The sequence below is a fragment of the Ruminococcus sp. genome (genome assembly GCF_016287535.1).
Classification (GTDB): domain Bacteria; phylum Bacillota; class Clostridia; order Oscillospirales; family Ruminococcaceae; genus Ruminococcus.
In genome coordinates, this window is record NZ_JAEFAJ010000042.1 from 1 (window position 1) to 15661 (window position 15661).

Here is a 15661-nt window from a genome sequence, read left to right on the forward strand (position 1 = left end):
ACTTTACTCCGGCGTATTCCGCAACGAGCCTTTCGACCTCGTTGATATTCTCTCCTGCTGTTGTGATCCAGTTCTTTTCAAACGCATCATTCACCCACTTCTGCTCGTCACCGTGCATAGTAGGAGAGGAAAGCCATATTTTCTCTGCAAACGGCTTTGCATTGCTTTTGTTTACAAACATCCAAATACCTTCTCCATAAAATTATTGATATTCTTTCAGACAGTTATGTTTTCAAAAATATTAATGTGACTTTATAGGTTCCTCGTAGTCACACACACAAATTTATTATACTATTCAGCGCCCTAAAAATCAATCCCTAATTCACATATTTATAGCCTGTTACTGTTTTTTCGGCAATTTGTACAAGTTTATTTTCCCAAGCATATTTAATGTCTGCTCAACAACTAAAAACGGGCTTTTTGCAGATATTAAAAGCATATTTTCATTTGTCGGGGGCAATGCCTGCAGTTTTCCCTTGCTTTAGCCTTACGCCGGTAATTTAAGGAACACTGATACATCAGCATAAGAAAGATGACCGCTCTGAAGCGGTCATCTTTTGATACACCGATTATCAGGAGCTTTCCCGCAGGAAATGATCTCACTCTGTGGTATTCTCCTGCTGTTCGCTCAAAGAAAAATAAAAGCTGACTATCATTCTTTCATCGTCCCTGCCGTAGTTTATACCGCAGCCCTCCGGGACCGCACCGTACAGCTCCTCGGAACCTGCGCCCTCTCCCATCAGTTTGACTGCCATCTGATAAGCCGTATCGTCATCAAACATTATCTCTGCTTTTTTATCCTTGTAATGTCTGCGTATCACGTCCGCAATTTTATCCGGATCGAAGCTGCTCAGGTACGAACCGTCTTCGATGTAGAAATACTTGTCATAGGAATCACATTGCGGGATGAAAGAGTTTTTCCCCTTTTCAAGATTGTGGTCAATGCCGAAGTGCTCGTCATCGGACATAAAGTAGTAATGGGTAATGTTTGTAAAGCCGTCCTCATTTTCATAAGCCGGATCGTCCCAGGTAAGATCAATCCAGTAGTATTTATCTCCGAGTCTTATGTAATTCCATTTACGGCTGTCATTATTGATGATACCGCACTCGAAACCGAGCCTGTTCATAATGTACTTGAACGCCTCAGAATACCCGGAAGACTGTGACTGTCCCCTTACAAGGCAGCCGTATATGGAATTTGTGAAATCGTCAGTGTCATCAGACTGATACCATGTTTTTCTGATAATGCTGTCATGTACAGAGAGTATCTTTTCCCAGTCAGAAGCACCTTCCGGGATATCGTCTATTATACTGTCCGCAGCGTCAGAGATCTTGCCGCACATTGTTTTCACTTCGTCCATTGACATATTAATGTCCGAGGGACTTACGCTGAACTCATGTACATCACTATTACCCGAAGTACCTATTGATGATGAACCTGTCCAGAAAAATTCAGGATGATCTTGTGAAACTCTTTTGAAGGTATTGAATATCTTTTCTGAATCGACCGCGCCGTAGAATCTCATTTCAGTTTCAAACGCGGACAAATGCTCATATATAGCATTGTACAGTTCCTCATCACTGCCAATTTTTTCCGCGTTTCTATGCTGATCTCCTGTTGGGGAATAATTATCGTAATTGCTGTCATCAAAATGCACACATCCGCATAATAAAGACAGTACCGCAACAAAGAGCAGCGGTAATATTGTTTTTCTCATTCAGGCGCCTCCTTTTCAGATATTGACCGGTGATCTGATCCTGAAGTTCAGGTAATATACTATTATGATGCCACAATCCATATGATTTGTCAAGTACAATATGGGCATATACCTGTATCAGCAGCGGACGCAAAAGCGCCGCTCACATGAGCGGCGCTTCGGAACACATTCTTTTGTTATTACTCAGCGGCTCTTTTGCAGCTGAGAACTATATCGCATATCTTGTCCACAGTTTCGATACTGAGGTCAGCATATAGCGGAAGAGTAAGTACGCGCTTGCTGATATGCAGTGCGATAGGAGTTTCATTCACGTCATACGCGCCGTGGAAGCAGTCAAAGGTATTAGTCAGCGGATAGAAATACTTTCTTGCGACTATATCATTTTCAGCCAGTGCGGCAAATACTTCATTTCTGCTCGCGCCGAACTCCATCTCGTCAAATACGACCGGCATATATGCGTAATTCGCCTCTACTCCGGGCTGCTCTCCGCAAAGCTTTATACCGCTCACACCCGAAAGTCTCTCGCGGTAATGCTCCACAACAGCCCTGCGCTTTGCGATCTCCTCGTCTATATGACGGAGATTGCATATACCCATAGCGGCCTGGAACTCGTTCATTTTAGCGTTTCCGCCAACGAACTCAACGCTCTCCGTGCCGCGTATACCGAAGTTCTTCATATCATTCAGCTTCTGAACAAGTGAATTATCATGGAAGCATACAGCTCCGCCCTCTATGGTGTTGAACACCTTGGTGGCGTGGAAGCTGAACATGGAAGCGTCGCCGAAGTTTGCGGTGCTTACGCCGTTGTATCTTACCCCGAAAGCGTGAGCCGCGTCATAAATGACCTTCAGTCCGTACTTTGCGGCTATCCTTTTTATGCTCTTTACATCGCACAGATTACCGTAAACGTGTACAGGCACGATAGCGCAGGTCCTGTCGGTGATAAGGCTTTCGATCTTGCTGACGTCGATGGTGTAATCGTCCTTGTTGATGTCACAGAAGACCGGCTTCAGGTTGTTTCTCACGATAGCGTGAGTAGTTGAAGCGAAAGTGAACGGAGTAGTGATTACCTCGCCGTTGCGTGGGAGGTTCATTGCAGCGAGAACATTCTCAAGTGCAAGGTGACCGTTCGTATAAAGGACTACGTTCGGCACTCCGAGGAACTGCTCCAGCTCAGCCTGGAGCTCCTTGTGCTTTGCGCCCATATTAGTCAGCCAGTGGCTGTCCCAGAGCTCTTTTATCTCTTCACAGTACTCCTCAAAAGAGGGCATTGAAGAACGTGTAACAAGAATTTTATCTGCCATATTTATCCCCTCGCAGTATTACTTTTTCAGATTTGAAACTATGAGCTTTCTCTTGAGGGAATTCATTACAGGGATATCCTCCACGTACTCAACAATGATATCAGCGCCTTCGCCGAGAGTCTTCTTGAAGCCTTCAACTTCCTTGTCAACATTCGGCTTTTCGTCTGTATTTGAAGTTATCTTCAGTCTGTAGGTATCCTTTGTCTCCTGAATGAACTGCCACTGCTCTATGCCGTGTGAAAGGCGCATTGTGCGGCAGAGGAGGAATGGTGAAACGACCTCTCCCTTGAGATCGTAGATAAGATCCATTCTTCTTCCGAGGAGCTCGGTGAACACAGGGAAATCGCCGTCTGATTCAACGCTCATCTTTGCAACGTCGCCCGTGTCGTAACGGATCATCGGGAAAGCCTTGTTATAGAGATCGGTGATAACGATCCTTCCGAGTTCGCCGGGTTCAGCCTTTTCGTCCGAATCGAACTTGAGTATCTCAAAGTAATACGAAGCCCAGTTGAGTCTGAACTTTCCGCTTATACCGGTCTCCTGACCGAGTATGCCCTGCTCTGTATTTGAATAACGCGCGTATACTCCGACGTCCTTGCCGAAGTAGTCCTTGAGCTTGTCCTTTACCTCGTCGGTCAGTGTCTCTGAAGTTGAGATGATAGTCTTTATGCTTGAAGTATTCTCCTTGAAAGCGTGCTTCCAGAAATCAACTGCAGTTTCGAGAGTTGAAGGATAAGCGATAAGGGCGGTACACTTCTTTTCCACCATTACGTGGTAGTAATTCTTCAGATTCTCAGCGCTGAGGTTGCAGATATCGAGCTGCCAGATATTATCTCTCTCCTGCTCCTCAGGAGTTGCAGTAGGCTTGGCTCTGAGGTAGCACATAGGATCGTGGTCGGCATAGCCAGCAAGAGCGCCGAAGTATTTGAGGTCGGCAAGATGACGCTCTCTCTTTGCGAGGTCCTGAACGACAGTGAAAGGTATGCCTGTAGAACCTGATGTATGCATCTTATGAGTCTTTATGTTATCAAAGGAATGAACGACAACATCATCGTAATTCTCGTTGAGAATAGTCTTGTTCATTACCGGGAAGTCCTCTATGCGTTTTGCGTCCTTGTACTTTGCATAGAAAGCGGTATTTTCAGAAGCATACTTCATAAGCGCAAGAAGCTGCTCCGGCATTCCGCCGCTGCTTATTACAGCCGCGTATTCCTTGTCCTCCATTTTTCTGCTCACATCGTTCATCTGAACTCTGAGGGCGTCGCTGTACTCGATTCCTTCGGTAAACAATTCTTTCATAGCTATACAGCCGTTCCTTTCCATATAAACTTCTTCTTTTATCTCCATAAGACGGTAAAGCGTACTTATGACAGGCAGTTCAAGACCATGCTTTTTTCCGAGTTCGAGCGCAGTACCCGCAAGGTACTGGTTCTCGGTCTTTCTTTCGTTGATAACGTCCATGAGCATAGACGTTTTCTTGCTTCCTATGTATGTTACATAATAGTTTATGATATCGTCTATATCAGACTCGCCGAGTTCCACGTTCTCGGCTTCGGCGATGCCGAGAAATTCATGCATAGCCTGTCTGCAGAGCTCCTGCAGGTCGGAGAAATGCTTGAAGATGGAATAATCGGCACCTGTAAGTGCGGTTATACTGTTTCCTGCGACGTTGAGCATCCACTTTTTCCATACCATCTTCTTGATGTTCTTCTCATAAAAAGCAGGCATTCCCGAATCCACAATGGCAGCGACCGCCTTTTCAGCCTTGTCCGGGAATATGTCGCTTCCGATGTGGAGCTCTCCGGGATTGCGGTATGTAAATCCTTCCGGAACTATCTCCGTATTCGGTCCCTGCATATAGCCGCGGAGAACGATACGGTCAGGGAAGGTCTCCCTGAAGAGCTCATAGGAATATATACCGTTCTGCAAAGGGAGTATGATAGTATTTTCATTTACGAACGGAGCGATATTCACCACTGAGTTTTTCAGATCATAGTTCTTTATGCATATAAGGAGCAGATCCGCGATCTTTCCCTGTGTATCCTTGTCGGTGCGTATATCGGGATCGAAGAGATCGCCGTTAACGTAAGTTTCCTTTGAGAGTATCAGCTTTTTGATGTCCTCGCTTGCGATAAGGAAAAAATCATTGCCGTATTTTTTATAAAGCTTATGAGCGATAGGAGTACCTATAGCGCCCAGACCAATCAGACCTATTTTCATTTCAAGCCCCCGCAGATCAATACAATCTTTCAATAATTCCGGTGTCGAACAAGCCTATCAGCATATTCTCACCTTTTTCATCGTAAACCCTGAATACGTCCTGTATCCTGTCAATGCTCTCCTTCAGCTTCTCCTTGCTGTCGGACACTATAAAGAAACGGCATACGATCTGTTTCAGAGTACCCTCACCCGTAACGGTGTCACCCTCGTTGTAGCTCGGTCTGATATCCACGACATCAGGCATTGCCTTTATCTCGTCAAGACCGGTCATTCTGGAGATAGTGCCAAGCTTTACTATAGGTGAAAGCTTACAGGATATCCTTGAAGGTTTCGGATCGCTGAGCGGAGCGAGATCCTTATCAGCGACCTTTCCGTAAAGGGCGTAATTGATGTACAGCTCCTTGGCGTCTATGCCCGATACCTTTGAGATTATCAGGTGCTCCTGAGCGCCGTTGAGGCGGTAACCCGGTTCATATGTCCTCACGATGCCGTCCTTGTCGACGAAGCACTGAAAGAATATGGAACCGTTGTCAAGTCCGAGGCCCTTTATCATATTCTTTACCGCCTGATCCGAATGTTTCAGGTAAGAGTCGATATATCTTGACGGATAGATATATGATGTAGGCAGCTGAACAAGTTCTTTCCTTGCCTTATATGTATATCTGTCGCACATTCCCACAAATATGGGATTGCCGTCCTGCATTACGTAATAGGAGATGACCTCATCGCCTGTCATATATTCTTCTATGAGGTATTTGCCCGACCTTGAGAACTCAAGTGCGTGCTCCACGGCTCTGCTGAGCTCCTCACGGCTGTGGCAGACTGTTATGCCCTTTGAACTGCAGCCGTCCACCGGCTTGACGATGACCGGATATTCCACGCTGTCAAGGTCGTCCGGGGAATACTCCCTTATGGTAGGCACACCGTATTCCCTGCATTTATTCTTAAAGTGATCCTTTCTTGTCATTATCTCAAAAGCACTGATGTCCGAATAAGCAGGCAGACCGAGTCTTTCGCATACCTTGCAGTACGCAGGGAGGAGTGCTTCCGCAACACCAACGACAACGCCGTCCACCTTTTCTCTCTGAGCAAGCCCGACCAGCGCGTCAACGTCAACCGCGTTGATATTCTCTGCCTGATCGGCGTATTTCTTTGCAAAAGCGTTCGGATCATAATCCGTAACGATAGTATATATACCCATTTCCTTTGCTTTAAGGATAAGGCTCACGGTTTCGGGATTTGCTCCCAGGATCAGAATCTTCTTCATTTTTTCTTCCCTTTTCCAATAAGTTTTTTAACAGTTGCGAGCATATACTCAAAGCTGTCTATTTTCAGCAGCTTTGAAGCGCCGGCATAAATAACGGCTCCGAGAACGATCTGTATACACAAAGTGATGACGCTGCCGAATCCCAGGAACTCCACGCAGTATATCGCGGCGCCCATTACCAGTGAAAGGCAGATCTGAGGCAGCATATCCTTCAGCTGTTCGATGTAGCTGTAGCCGAGGAGCTTCTTGTTCGGCCATGCGTTTATTATCTGACAGCAGATGGAAGTGAACAGGAAACTGTATGCCATAGCCTTTACGCTTATCCACATAGTTGCCAGTATCGCAGTCAGACCGACGACCTTTTTGATTATCTCAAGCTTCAGGAAAAGATCGCTCCTGCCCATAGCCTTTATGGCATTCAGATTTGCGGTATGTATAGGATAAAAGGCAAATGTGAAGCAGAATACTCTCAGAAAGATTATACATGGCATCCATTCGTCACCGAGCAGTAGATATATAAGTGAATCCGCACACATAGCCAGTCCTACCATACAAGGCATCATAAGGTAGGTGCTTACCTTAATGGCACGTCTCGTCATGTTCTTTACAGCACTCCTGTCGTCCTGAGCCTGTGAAAGCGTAGGCAGAAGGACGCTGTCTATCGAAGCGTTTATATTGTCCACTATAAGCTTAGGGAATCTCTTTCCCTGATTATAGTACGAAAGATCCGAAGAACTGTACAGCTTACCGATGATGAGCTGTCTCAGATCGTTGTAAACTGTATCTATAAGAGATGACACAAGTATCTTCCAGCCGAAGGAGAAGAGCCCCTTCAGTCTCTCAAAGGAAAACATCTTTTTCGGGCGCCATTTTACAGTTATCCAGAGGATCACAGTATCAACAAGGGTGTTGAACAGCATCTGTGCTACCAGAGCCCATATGCCGAAGCCAAGGAGCGCCATTGTTAGACCGATGACCGCAGCGCCGATAGTACCTCCCAGGGTCGAGAAGAAAAAGCGCTTGAAAAGCATATTTCTCGACACATACGCCTGCTGTACATTCTTGACGCCGGATACTATGATAACGAGGCTCAGTACGCGGATAAGACCCGCGGTAAGACCGGGTTTATTGTAAAAGTCAGCAATAAACGGCGCACTTACGAACATTATGAGATACAGGACTATGCATATCAGCATATTGAAAAAGAAAACGCTTGAAAAATCGAGATCGTCCGCGTCCTTTTTCTGTATCAGCGCGTTGCCGAGACCGCTGTCCACGAATACGTTCATGATCGTTATAAATATCTGTACCAGCGCAACCGAGCCCGACACCTCCGGACCAAGTATACGCGCCAGCAGAACGGTAACAATGAATGTTACGCCGTAAGCGCCGCAGCGCTCAAAGAATCGCCATAAAAAATTGTTGATAACCTTCTCAGAACTCATATTTCATTTCCCATCAAATGGGTATCCTTTCCTATAAACGGGACACGATCGCAGTCCCGCGTTTTCCCGTGTCACAAAACACAAAGCTTTGACAGCTTACCGGAGCTGTTTTGCACAGGCACAAAAAAAGAGATCAGTGCCATGGGGCATTGAACTGCAAAACAATATCATCTGCCTTTCAGGTGATCAGAAAGTCCTTTTACAAACGCCGAGCTTTTCTTTTTTTGCATCTGCCATACCGGCTCTGACAGCTTTCAGCTTCCTGATCTTGTCCTTTTCAAAAAACAGTACCATGAAAGCTTTCTTGTAAGCCTTCCTCAAGTATGGAACGCCGTCCTGAGGGAAGACCTTGCTGTAATCCCTGCCGACCACACGGGAATTTCTGGCAATATAGTAACAGCGCAGGTAATTATGGTTTGTTATGGTCATTATGCGCTTTCCGAAGACCTTGATGTGGTAAGCATTGTGACCGAGGTTATGTTCCAGCAGCACGTTGTTCAGTCTGAACAGCGAATAGCCGTTCTTTCTGAGGTGCCATGAAAACTCTGTATCGACCGAGTCGATGAATAGGTCATCGCGGAAGCCGCCCACATTATTGAACGCCTCAACGCTCACATAGCAGCCTGAGGTTATCAGGTCAGCGACCTTTTCATAAGAGTCGCTCACTTCTACCCTGTCCCTGCTTGAAAAAGTGAACAAAGGTCCCACAGCGCCGATCTTTTCATCCGGGTGCTTGCTGATGAATTCATCATAAGCCTTGACCATGCCCTTCTGCGGGTGTGAATCCTGATCGAGAGTAAGTATCCAGTCAAAACCGCGCTCAGCAGCCTCTCTGCAGCCCTTGTTGAGCGCTGAAGCAATACCGATATTCTTCATCTGCGACAGGATAAGGACCTTTTCCTCAGCCAGTGACTTCACCTGATCCTGAGCATCTTTTTTATCGGAATTATCAACTATGATGATAAGACCGACCTGATCCCTGACTGTTGCTATGCTTTCCTTCAGATCAGCGATATTCGGCTGGAACGTCACGTATAACGCGCAAGAATTCATATAAATTACCTACTTTTTTTCCATAATGATATACACAGGCGTCTCAGCAGCGAGCTGCGCATCGCCGTATAGAACAGCCTGACCTTCGGGGACGAATTATATTTCAGGCTGTTTTTCATAGCCTCCCTGTCATAATTCATGCCGATGAGTCTGTAGCCATTGCTGTAGTAGAGCTTTCTCACCTTTTCCACTGTATCAGCGGGAAGACCGTATTTTTCGATCATTTTCTCCTGTACCTTCAGAAGAGTGGAAGCTCTCGAATAGGACTTCTTTACATCCTTGGTATGGGACGCGCTCTCGCCGAGAACTCTGTACACAGCGGTGATATCGTTTTTCAGGCAGTGTACCTTTGAAGTTGCAAGGAAATGAGCGAAAGTACCGAAGGAGCTGTCGCATGAGGGGATCCTCTTGTACTTGTCAAGCAATTCCTTTCTCAGTACCCATGTCATCGGAGCGGTATAGCCCTTGTTGATGACCCACTCCTCCAGTGTATACTCAGAACGGAATTCTTCGCTTTTTGTATTCAGGAGATCATATTCTGTCTCGCCGGTATTCTGATGATAGAAATTGAAATTTGTATAGCAGAGACCGTAATCGGGGTTAGCCTCAAGAAAATCTACCTGCTTCTGCAGCTTGTTTTCGTCTATCCAGTAGTCGTCACCCTCACAGTAAGCAACGTATTTTCCGCGCAGGATCGGGTTTATTATACCGCTTATGACACCGTCCCCTTTTGAAAACATATTTTCAGTCTCATAAATGGTATGGATTATATTCGGATATTTAGCCTCATATTCCCTGATGACATCTGCCGTATTATCGGGAGAAGCGTCATCATGTACGACTATCTCGAAAGGGAAGGTCGTTTTCTGTATGAGGAATCCGTCGAGGGTCTGCGCTATATACGGACCGTGCTTATAAGTAATGCAGCGTATGGAAACCAATGGCTCGGCTGAACTGCCGCCCTGCCATGAACTCATTATCTCTTCTTCAGTGCGGTTTAACATTTTATCTCCACTTCAATAAATTATTTGTTTTCTGGCAAAACACTGCGGACCTGTACTTGTCCTCGCAATGTCAAAAGCCGCCCCGGGGCGGTCGTAAACTGTTTACAGGATCAGCTTATCCAGCCTCTGACGGCATACCTGCATGGCTGCGCTGTCAGGGCTGGAATTACCGGTAAAATACACGGTATAAGCTGACTATTGAATGCTTTTGAAAAACTTCCTCAGACTGTGAAGCTCATCAGTATTTCATTGTAAAGATGATATCATCAGTAAGGAATACGTTATTGCTGATGTAATAGAAGAATGAAAGCATCTGTCTGCGGAAAAGCATAGTTCCGTGATTTCCCTCAGGAGAAACATAGATCTTGAAATTGAATCCGTTCTTCTTGAAGAGCTTGTCATACTTCTTTACGTACCTTGCGAACTCAGCTCTTTCCTTTACGCTGTATCCCATAAAGAGATGAGCGTTGCTGCTCTTTGAGAATACGAGATCTGAAGCCCTGTTTATCCAGCCTGTGCCGCCCTCTTCATAATAAAGTGACTCAGAAGGGCTGAAGCTTCCGACATTGACGTAGAGGTTTCTGTACAGACAGCCGGCGTAAAGAGCTGCAGCGCCGCCCATCGAGTAACCGCTTACAGACCATGTCTCGCCGGGATCAAAGTATTTGCCGAATGTCTTATCAGAAAGGAAAGCGTTCTTGAGACCGCCCATCTTGTTTCTGATATAGAGGAAAAACAGATCTGAATTCAGATTTGTGTTATCTCTGTCATTCATAACAAGAGTAGGCATAATGATGATCATAGGCTTGATGTAGCCCTTTGATACCCATGTGTTCATTCTTGCCTTCATGCTGAAATCCTGATTTTCCTTCCATCTGTGACCTGTTCTTCCGCAGAAGAGAACAACAACAGGGTATGTACCCGGAGCTTTAGGTGTTAAGATATAGCCCTGATGTACCTTGTTTCCGCTTTTGACCTCATAGGGCTGTATCTCACCGTAAGGCTCGGTATCTCTTCTTTCCCAGCCTCCCCAGACGTTCCACCAGTCCCAGGCAGCGCTTGCCGTAGTATTCGCAAAACTGAAAGTTAATACGGTAAAAGCCATTACTGCTGTCATCAGCATTGATAAAAACTTCTTAAACTTACTTTTCATTTTCTTCCTCCCAGACCTTTTCATTAGTTTTTATTGCTTGCATCTCTTTTTACATATAAAACTTTTTTTATTACTCCGAATACCAGATTAAGACCTGTCAGCGTCAGGCTAACAGGAATACTCTTATGCTTCGCCTCCCTCCAAAGCTTATAATGCCATCTGATGAGGTTCAGACAGCTATGATTGCTTATTGATCCGGCTCTTCTGCGGTATTCAGACAGATTCCTGCCGAGCAGGAAGCAGTCGGCTTTTGTACAGACCTCAAGCCACATAGCATAATCATTGTTTTTGTCTATACGCTCGATCTGCACCTGTCCGACGTGCCTGCTGTCATACATAACAGTAAGGCATCCGGGCCAGCAATAGCAATACATTCCGATTTTTGACACTTTTCGCGGACCTGACACGACCGTGCCGTTCCGCTTTGAGCTTTCATCTATCTCACAGTAATTCGTATAGCTGAAATGATAATCATTCTTTTCCATAAAGGCGATCTGTTTTTCAAGCTTTTTCGGATGCCACAGATCGTCGCTGTCAAGGAAAGCGATCCAGCGTCCCTTTGCCATTCTCAGAGCCTTGTTCCTTGATTCGGCAGCTCCGCTGTTTACTTCATTCTTTACAAAGATTATCCTCGGATCGTCGAATCCGGAAATAACCTCTTCGGTGTTATCACTCGAACAGTCGTCAACAATTATCAGTTCCCAGTTGGTGTAAGTCTGCGCGAGGACAGATCTTACGGACTCCGCAATAAAGTTCGCTGTATTGTAAGACGGCATAATGATCGAAACCAGTTCAGTCATTATCCTGCTTCCTTTCAGTTATTCTGCACGGGATACGCACCCTTCGAGCATATCCTTATATCATTGAGACAGGGTGCCGGCAGCTGCGGCGATATACGGTCCGCTTTCTGCCGGAGAATACAGCGCAGGAACGCGCACTTCCGGTAAAAATCCCTTTCCAATGCCGAATCCGCATGAGCGTCTTCGCTATGCGGATAGAGACAAAAGGCAGACCGTATGCCGCAATGTCCGCGTTATTACAGCGGACAGGCATAATGCACCCTTTTCATATGATCATAATAAAAGCGTCAGCCCTGCTTTACGAGCAGGCGCTTTGCCAGCTCCTGCTTTATGTAATACTCTTTCTGAGTAACAGCGCCCTTGCTCATAAGGTAATCGCCGTAATCATCAGCAGTAGCCTTGCCGTCCTCAGCGATTCCTTCCTTGATGAATACTTTCTTGAAAGTTTTAAGTACGATCTTCATATCGCCGACAAAGGTAATGCCGCTGTCAACGTAAGTATTATCGTATCTGAGCTTGTCATCCCATACTATAGCGTTTCTTCCGTTGCACTGAGCGAGTCCTGTAAGTCCCTGACGAACGAAGTGGCGCTCGCGCTGCTTATCGGTCATGAAGACCATATCTCTTACGAGGAGCGGTCTCGGACCGACGATAGACATATCGCCCTTGATGATATTGATAAGTTCGCCGAGCTCGTCGCAGGATGAGCTTCTGAGGAACTGACCGTACTTTGTAAGGCGTTTTTCATCCGAAAGGAGCTTTCCGTTCTCGTCCTTCTCGTCAGTCATGGACTTGAACTTTATGAGCTTGAAGATCTTTTCCCTGCCTGTTTTCGGGTCGATCCTGCCGGGTCTTTCCTGTGTGAAGAAGGGATTGCCCTTCATCTTGATGGCGCCAACGACAGTAAGACCGATCATAAGAGGCGACAGAATTATAAAAGCGCCTGTACTGAAGAAGCAGTCGAGAGGACGCTTTATGAAGCGCTCATAGATGCCGGTGGGTCTGTACTTCTTCTTGTATTTTCTGTTTCTGAACTCTTCAGCTCTTTCCGCTATAAAAGCACAGAGTGCAACGATAAACGAGATCCCGGATATGATAGCGGCACTCTTTCCGAAGGACCCCAGCACTTTATTAACATCAAAATTCATAATCAATTCTCCCAATCATTAAAACATCTTTTTATGAAGTTGATATTTTTCCTATCCTCTGATTCGTCCGCATCGGGACATTCCCTTTGTCCTTCATCTGCAGACCTGTATGGACGCACACAGACATTCCCGAAGCCTACGCGCCCGTCGGAAAAGTCTCTGTATCCGCAAGTGTATTTTTTCGCGGAAAACATGATATTTTCCGCACGTTCCGCGATCCGCCGCATTTCCTGCGAACAGATCACAGACACAGGCAGTTCATTATTCCTGCCGGAGAGTCTGATACTCATAATTAACATCCCTTTTTCATTCAAAATCATCAAAAACAAGCAAGATTCCGGTCGCTTTTAAAAAAGCCTTTTATTATTTCTGTATCTTCACCGGCTGCAGAAAAACTCGCAATCAAGCAAAAAAGCTTATTGTTCACAAAATATCAGTCTGCCAACCGATAGCTGTCATTTCCTGCTGAGGAAACGACCTGTCAAACAAGAAGCTGCGTTAATTATTATATCTGCAGAACCGGCAGGGACCGTACAACAGCCGTCGCCGGATCACATTTTTTGATTTGTTGCAAAGACGAGTTAATGAGTATTGTTCAAAATTAAGATAAAAATGCCATTCTTGACGGTATATCCGCACAAAAGAGCGGCAATAACATAAACATCATGTTGATTATAGCACGTTTTATACAACTTGTCAATCAATATTGAACAAGTTGTGTACATATAAACGGAAATTTGTATATATATGCAAAAGAATCAAAAAATTTCCATATTCTTTTATATAATAGTTTTATATCGACATGACCAATCGCACAATAAAGGTCATTGCCGGTAAAAAACCGTATTTTCGGCAGAAAAATGATAAACGCGCAAAAAGCGCCAATATCCCCGGTACTGAGGGCAGATAAGGAGAATATCAGTAAACAGGCATCTCCGCACTTTCTTTCCTTAAAAAAGGACAGCCGGTAATTTCGGCTGTCCTGCAAAATATTAAACCTGGACGAATGTCATACATTGTGCCGGTCACATATTCATGACCGGCACATATTTTTTAATAATTAAGATCAAACACGTGTGTGGATCTGACCGCCTGCAAGAGTCTTGCCCTTTGCAGCTGCCATATCAGAGATATTTACATTCTGATAACCATTCTGAGCGAGCCATGGGAGAACTTCCTCCATAGCTGCTGCTGTTGTTGCGTAGTTCTCGTGGCAGAGTACGATAGCACCCTCAAGCGAACCGTTCTGAGCTGCCTGCTTGATTGTATTTACGATCTGGTCCTTTGAAGCGTTGTTCCAGTCCTGAGTATCGATTGCGCAGGAGATAAGCGGAACATCATAAAGAGCTGACTTGACCTGTCCGCCTCCGTCGAGATAAGGTAATCTCATGAGGTGTGAAGGCTCTGTGCCGATGATGCTCTTGAGCTTGCTGTTGCACTGCTCCCACTCACTTCTGATCTGTGATGAACCCAGTGAACCAAGTGACTGATGTGACTTTGTATGGTTAGCTACTTCCATACCGTTCTGGTACTCATACTGAACCTGCTCATTTGTCTTGATCCAGTCGCTTACGATGAAGAATGTAGCTGTCATGTTGTTCTTGATAAGAGCGTCGATTATTCTGTAAGCGGGGTCTGACTTGCTCTGTGCGCTTGCACCGTCATCGAAGGAGATAGCGCAGAGCTTCTTGCCTGCCTGTACCTGAGCGCCGCCGTTGCCGCCTGTCTGCTGACCGCCTGCGTTGCCCATATCGAAGCCGCCCTGCTGGCCGCCGAACTGGCTCATGTCAAAGCCGCCCTGGCCGCCCTGACCACCGAACTGGCTCATGTCAAAACCGCCCTGGCCACCCTGACCGCCCATCTGGCTCCAGTCAAAGTTGCCCATGTCGAAACCGCCCTGGCCGCCCTGACCGCCGAACTGGCTCCAGTCAAAGTTGCCCATATCAAAGCCGCCCTGGCCGCCCTGACCACCGAACTGGCTCATGTCAAAACCGCCCTGCTGACCGCCGTTATTAACAGCTGCAGTAGTTGTTGTGGTTGTAGTAGCCTTAGTTGTAGTAGTAGTTGTTGTTGCCTTTGTTGTAGCAGTTTCATTTGATGAATAGCTCTCAGGAAGTGTCTTTATAAGACCTAAGAGGTACATCTGGATAGAATTTGCATCGTTTGTAGTGAGTCCGCTGCCAGCCTCATAAACGTCTGCATTTGCAGCGCCCTGATCTGAAAGCTTATACTTGTTGGGGTTAGCGAGTGCCTGAAGAATAGCTACAGCGTCGCCCATATCAATACCGCCGTCGCCGTTAGCGTCACCCCACTTGGAAACCTTGGCATCAAGAGCTGCCTTAAGATCCTGTGTGGTCGTGCTTGTTGTTGTAACAGTAGTTGTTGTGGTAGTAGTTGTAGTAGTAGTAGTTGTTGTTGTTGCTGTTGTCGCAGCTGCAGGAGGATCGATCTTGTTAGCAAGAGCAAGAATATTGTTGTAGAACGACTTAGGCTGGTAGTTGCTGAACGGAAGCGGTGAACCGCCGTTCTGATTAGCTCTCCAGCTTCTC

Annotated in this window: 12 protein-coding genes and 1 pseudogene; all 13 read right to left on the reverse strand. The window is 45.9% G+C overall.

Annotated elements, in window-relative coordinates; all coding sequences use genetic code 11:
- Positions 1 to 181: pseudogene (locus QZZ36_RS12445) on the reverse strand (aminotransferase DegT); the annotation flags it as partial.
- Between the two features lie 418 nt (positions 182 to 599).
- On the reverse strand, positions 600 to 1718 hold the full coding sequence (locus QZZ36_RS12450; protein WP_295082176.1) for a hypothetical protein: 1119 nt from the start codon (positions 1716 to 1718) through the stop codon (positions 600 to 602).
- Between the two features lie 179 nt (positions 1719 to 1897).
- The gene (locus QZZ36_RS12455) at positions 1898 to 3022 is read right to left on the reverse strand and encodes a DegT/DnrJ/EryC1/StrS family aminotransferase (protein ID WP_295082179.1); all 1125 of its coding nucleotides are present in this window, start codon (positions 3020 to 3022) and stop codon (positions 1898 to 1900) included.
- 18 nt (positions 3023 to 3040) lie between these two features.
- On the reverse strand, positions 3041 to 5242 hold the full coding sequence (locus QZZ36_RS12460; protein ID WP_295082182.1) for a 2-dehydropantoate 2-reductase: 2202 nt from the start codon (positions 5240 to 5242) through the stop codon (positions 3041 to 3043).
- A gap of 16 nt (positions 5243 to 5258) precedes the next feature.
- A complete protein-coding gene (locus QZZ36_RS12465; protein ID WP_295082185.1) occupies positions 5259 to 6509 on the reverse strand; it encodes an ATP-grasp domain-containing protein in 1251 nt (416 codons plus the stop codon).
- A complete protein-coding gene (locus QZZ36_RS12470; RefSeq protein ID WP_295082188.1) occupies positions 6506 to 7954 on the reverse strand; it encodes a lipopolysaccharide biosynthesis protein in 1449 nt (482 codons plus the stop codon). Before QZZ36_RS12470 ends, QZZ36_RS12465 begins: the two co-directional genes overlap by 4 nt.
- A 186-nt stretch (positions 7955 to 8140) precedes the next feature.
- On the reverse strand, positions 8141 to 9007 hold the full coding sequence (locus tag QZZ36_RS12475; RefSeq protein WP_295082191.1) for a glycosyltransferase family 2 protein: 867 nt from the start codon (positions 9005 to 9007) through the stop codon (positions 8141 to 8143).
- Between the two features lie 5 nt (positions 9008 to 9012).
- A complete protein-coding gene (locus QZZ36_RS12480; protein ID WP_295082194.1) occupies positions 9013 to 10011 on the reverse strand; it encodes a glycosyltransferase in 999 nt (332 codons plus the stop codon).
- A 238-nt stretch (positions 10012 to 10249) separates the two neighbouring features.
- A complete protein-coding gene (locus tag QZZ36_RS12485; protein ID WP_295082197.1) occupies positions 10250 to 11164 on the reverse strand; it encodes an alpha/beta hydrolase-fold protein in 915 nt (304 codons plus the stop codon).
- 23 nt (positions 11165 to 11187) lie between these two features.
- On the reverse strand, positions 11188 to 11964 hold the full coding sequence (locus QZZ36_RS12490) for a glycosyltransferase family 2 protein (protein ID WP_295082200.1): 777 nt from the start codon (positions 11962 to 11964) through the stop codon (positions 11188 to 11190).
- A gap of 287 nt (positions 11965 to 12251) precedes the next feature.
- Positions 12252 to 13112 (reverse strand): sugar transferase, encoded by an 861-nt coding sequence (locus QZZ36_RS12495; RefSeq protein WP_295082203.1) that lies wholly within the window; start codon positions 13110 to 13112, stop codon positions 12252 to 12254.
- 2 nt (positions 13113 to 13114) lie between these two features.
- The gene (locus tag QZZ36_RS12500) at positions 13115 to 13402 is read right to left on the reverse strand and encodes a hypothetical protein (RefSeq protein ID WP_295082206.1); all 288 of its coding nucleotides are present in this window, start codon (positions 13400 to 13402) and stop codon (positions 13115 to 13117) included.
- A gap of 776 nt (positions 13403 to 14178) precedes the next feature.
- On the reverse strand, positions 14179 to 15661 hold a 1483-nt coding region (locus QZZ36_RS12505; protein WP_295082209.1), incomplete at its 5' end, for a polysaccharide deacetylase family protein.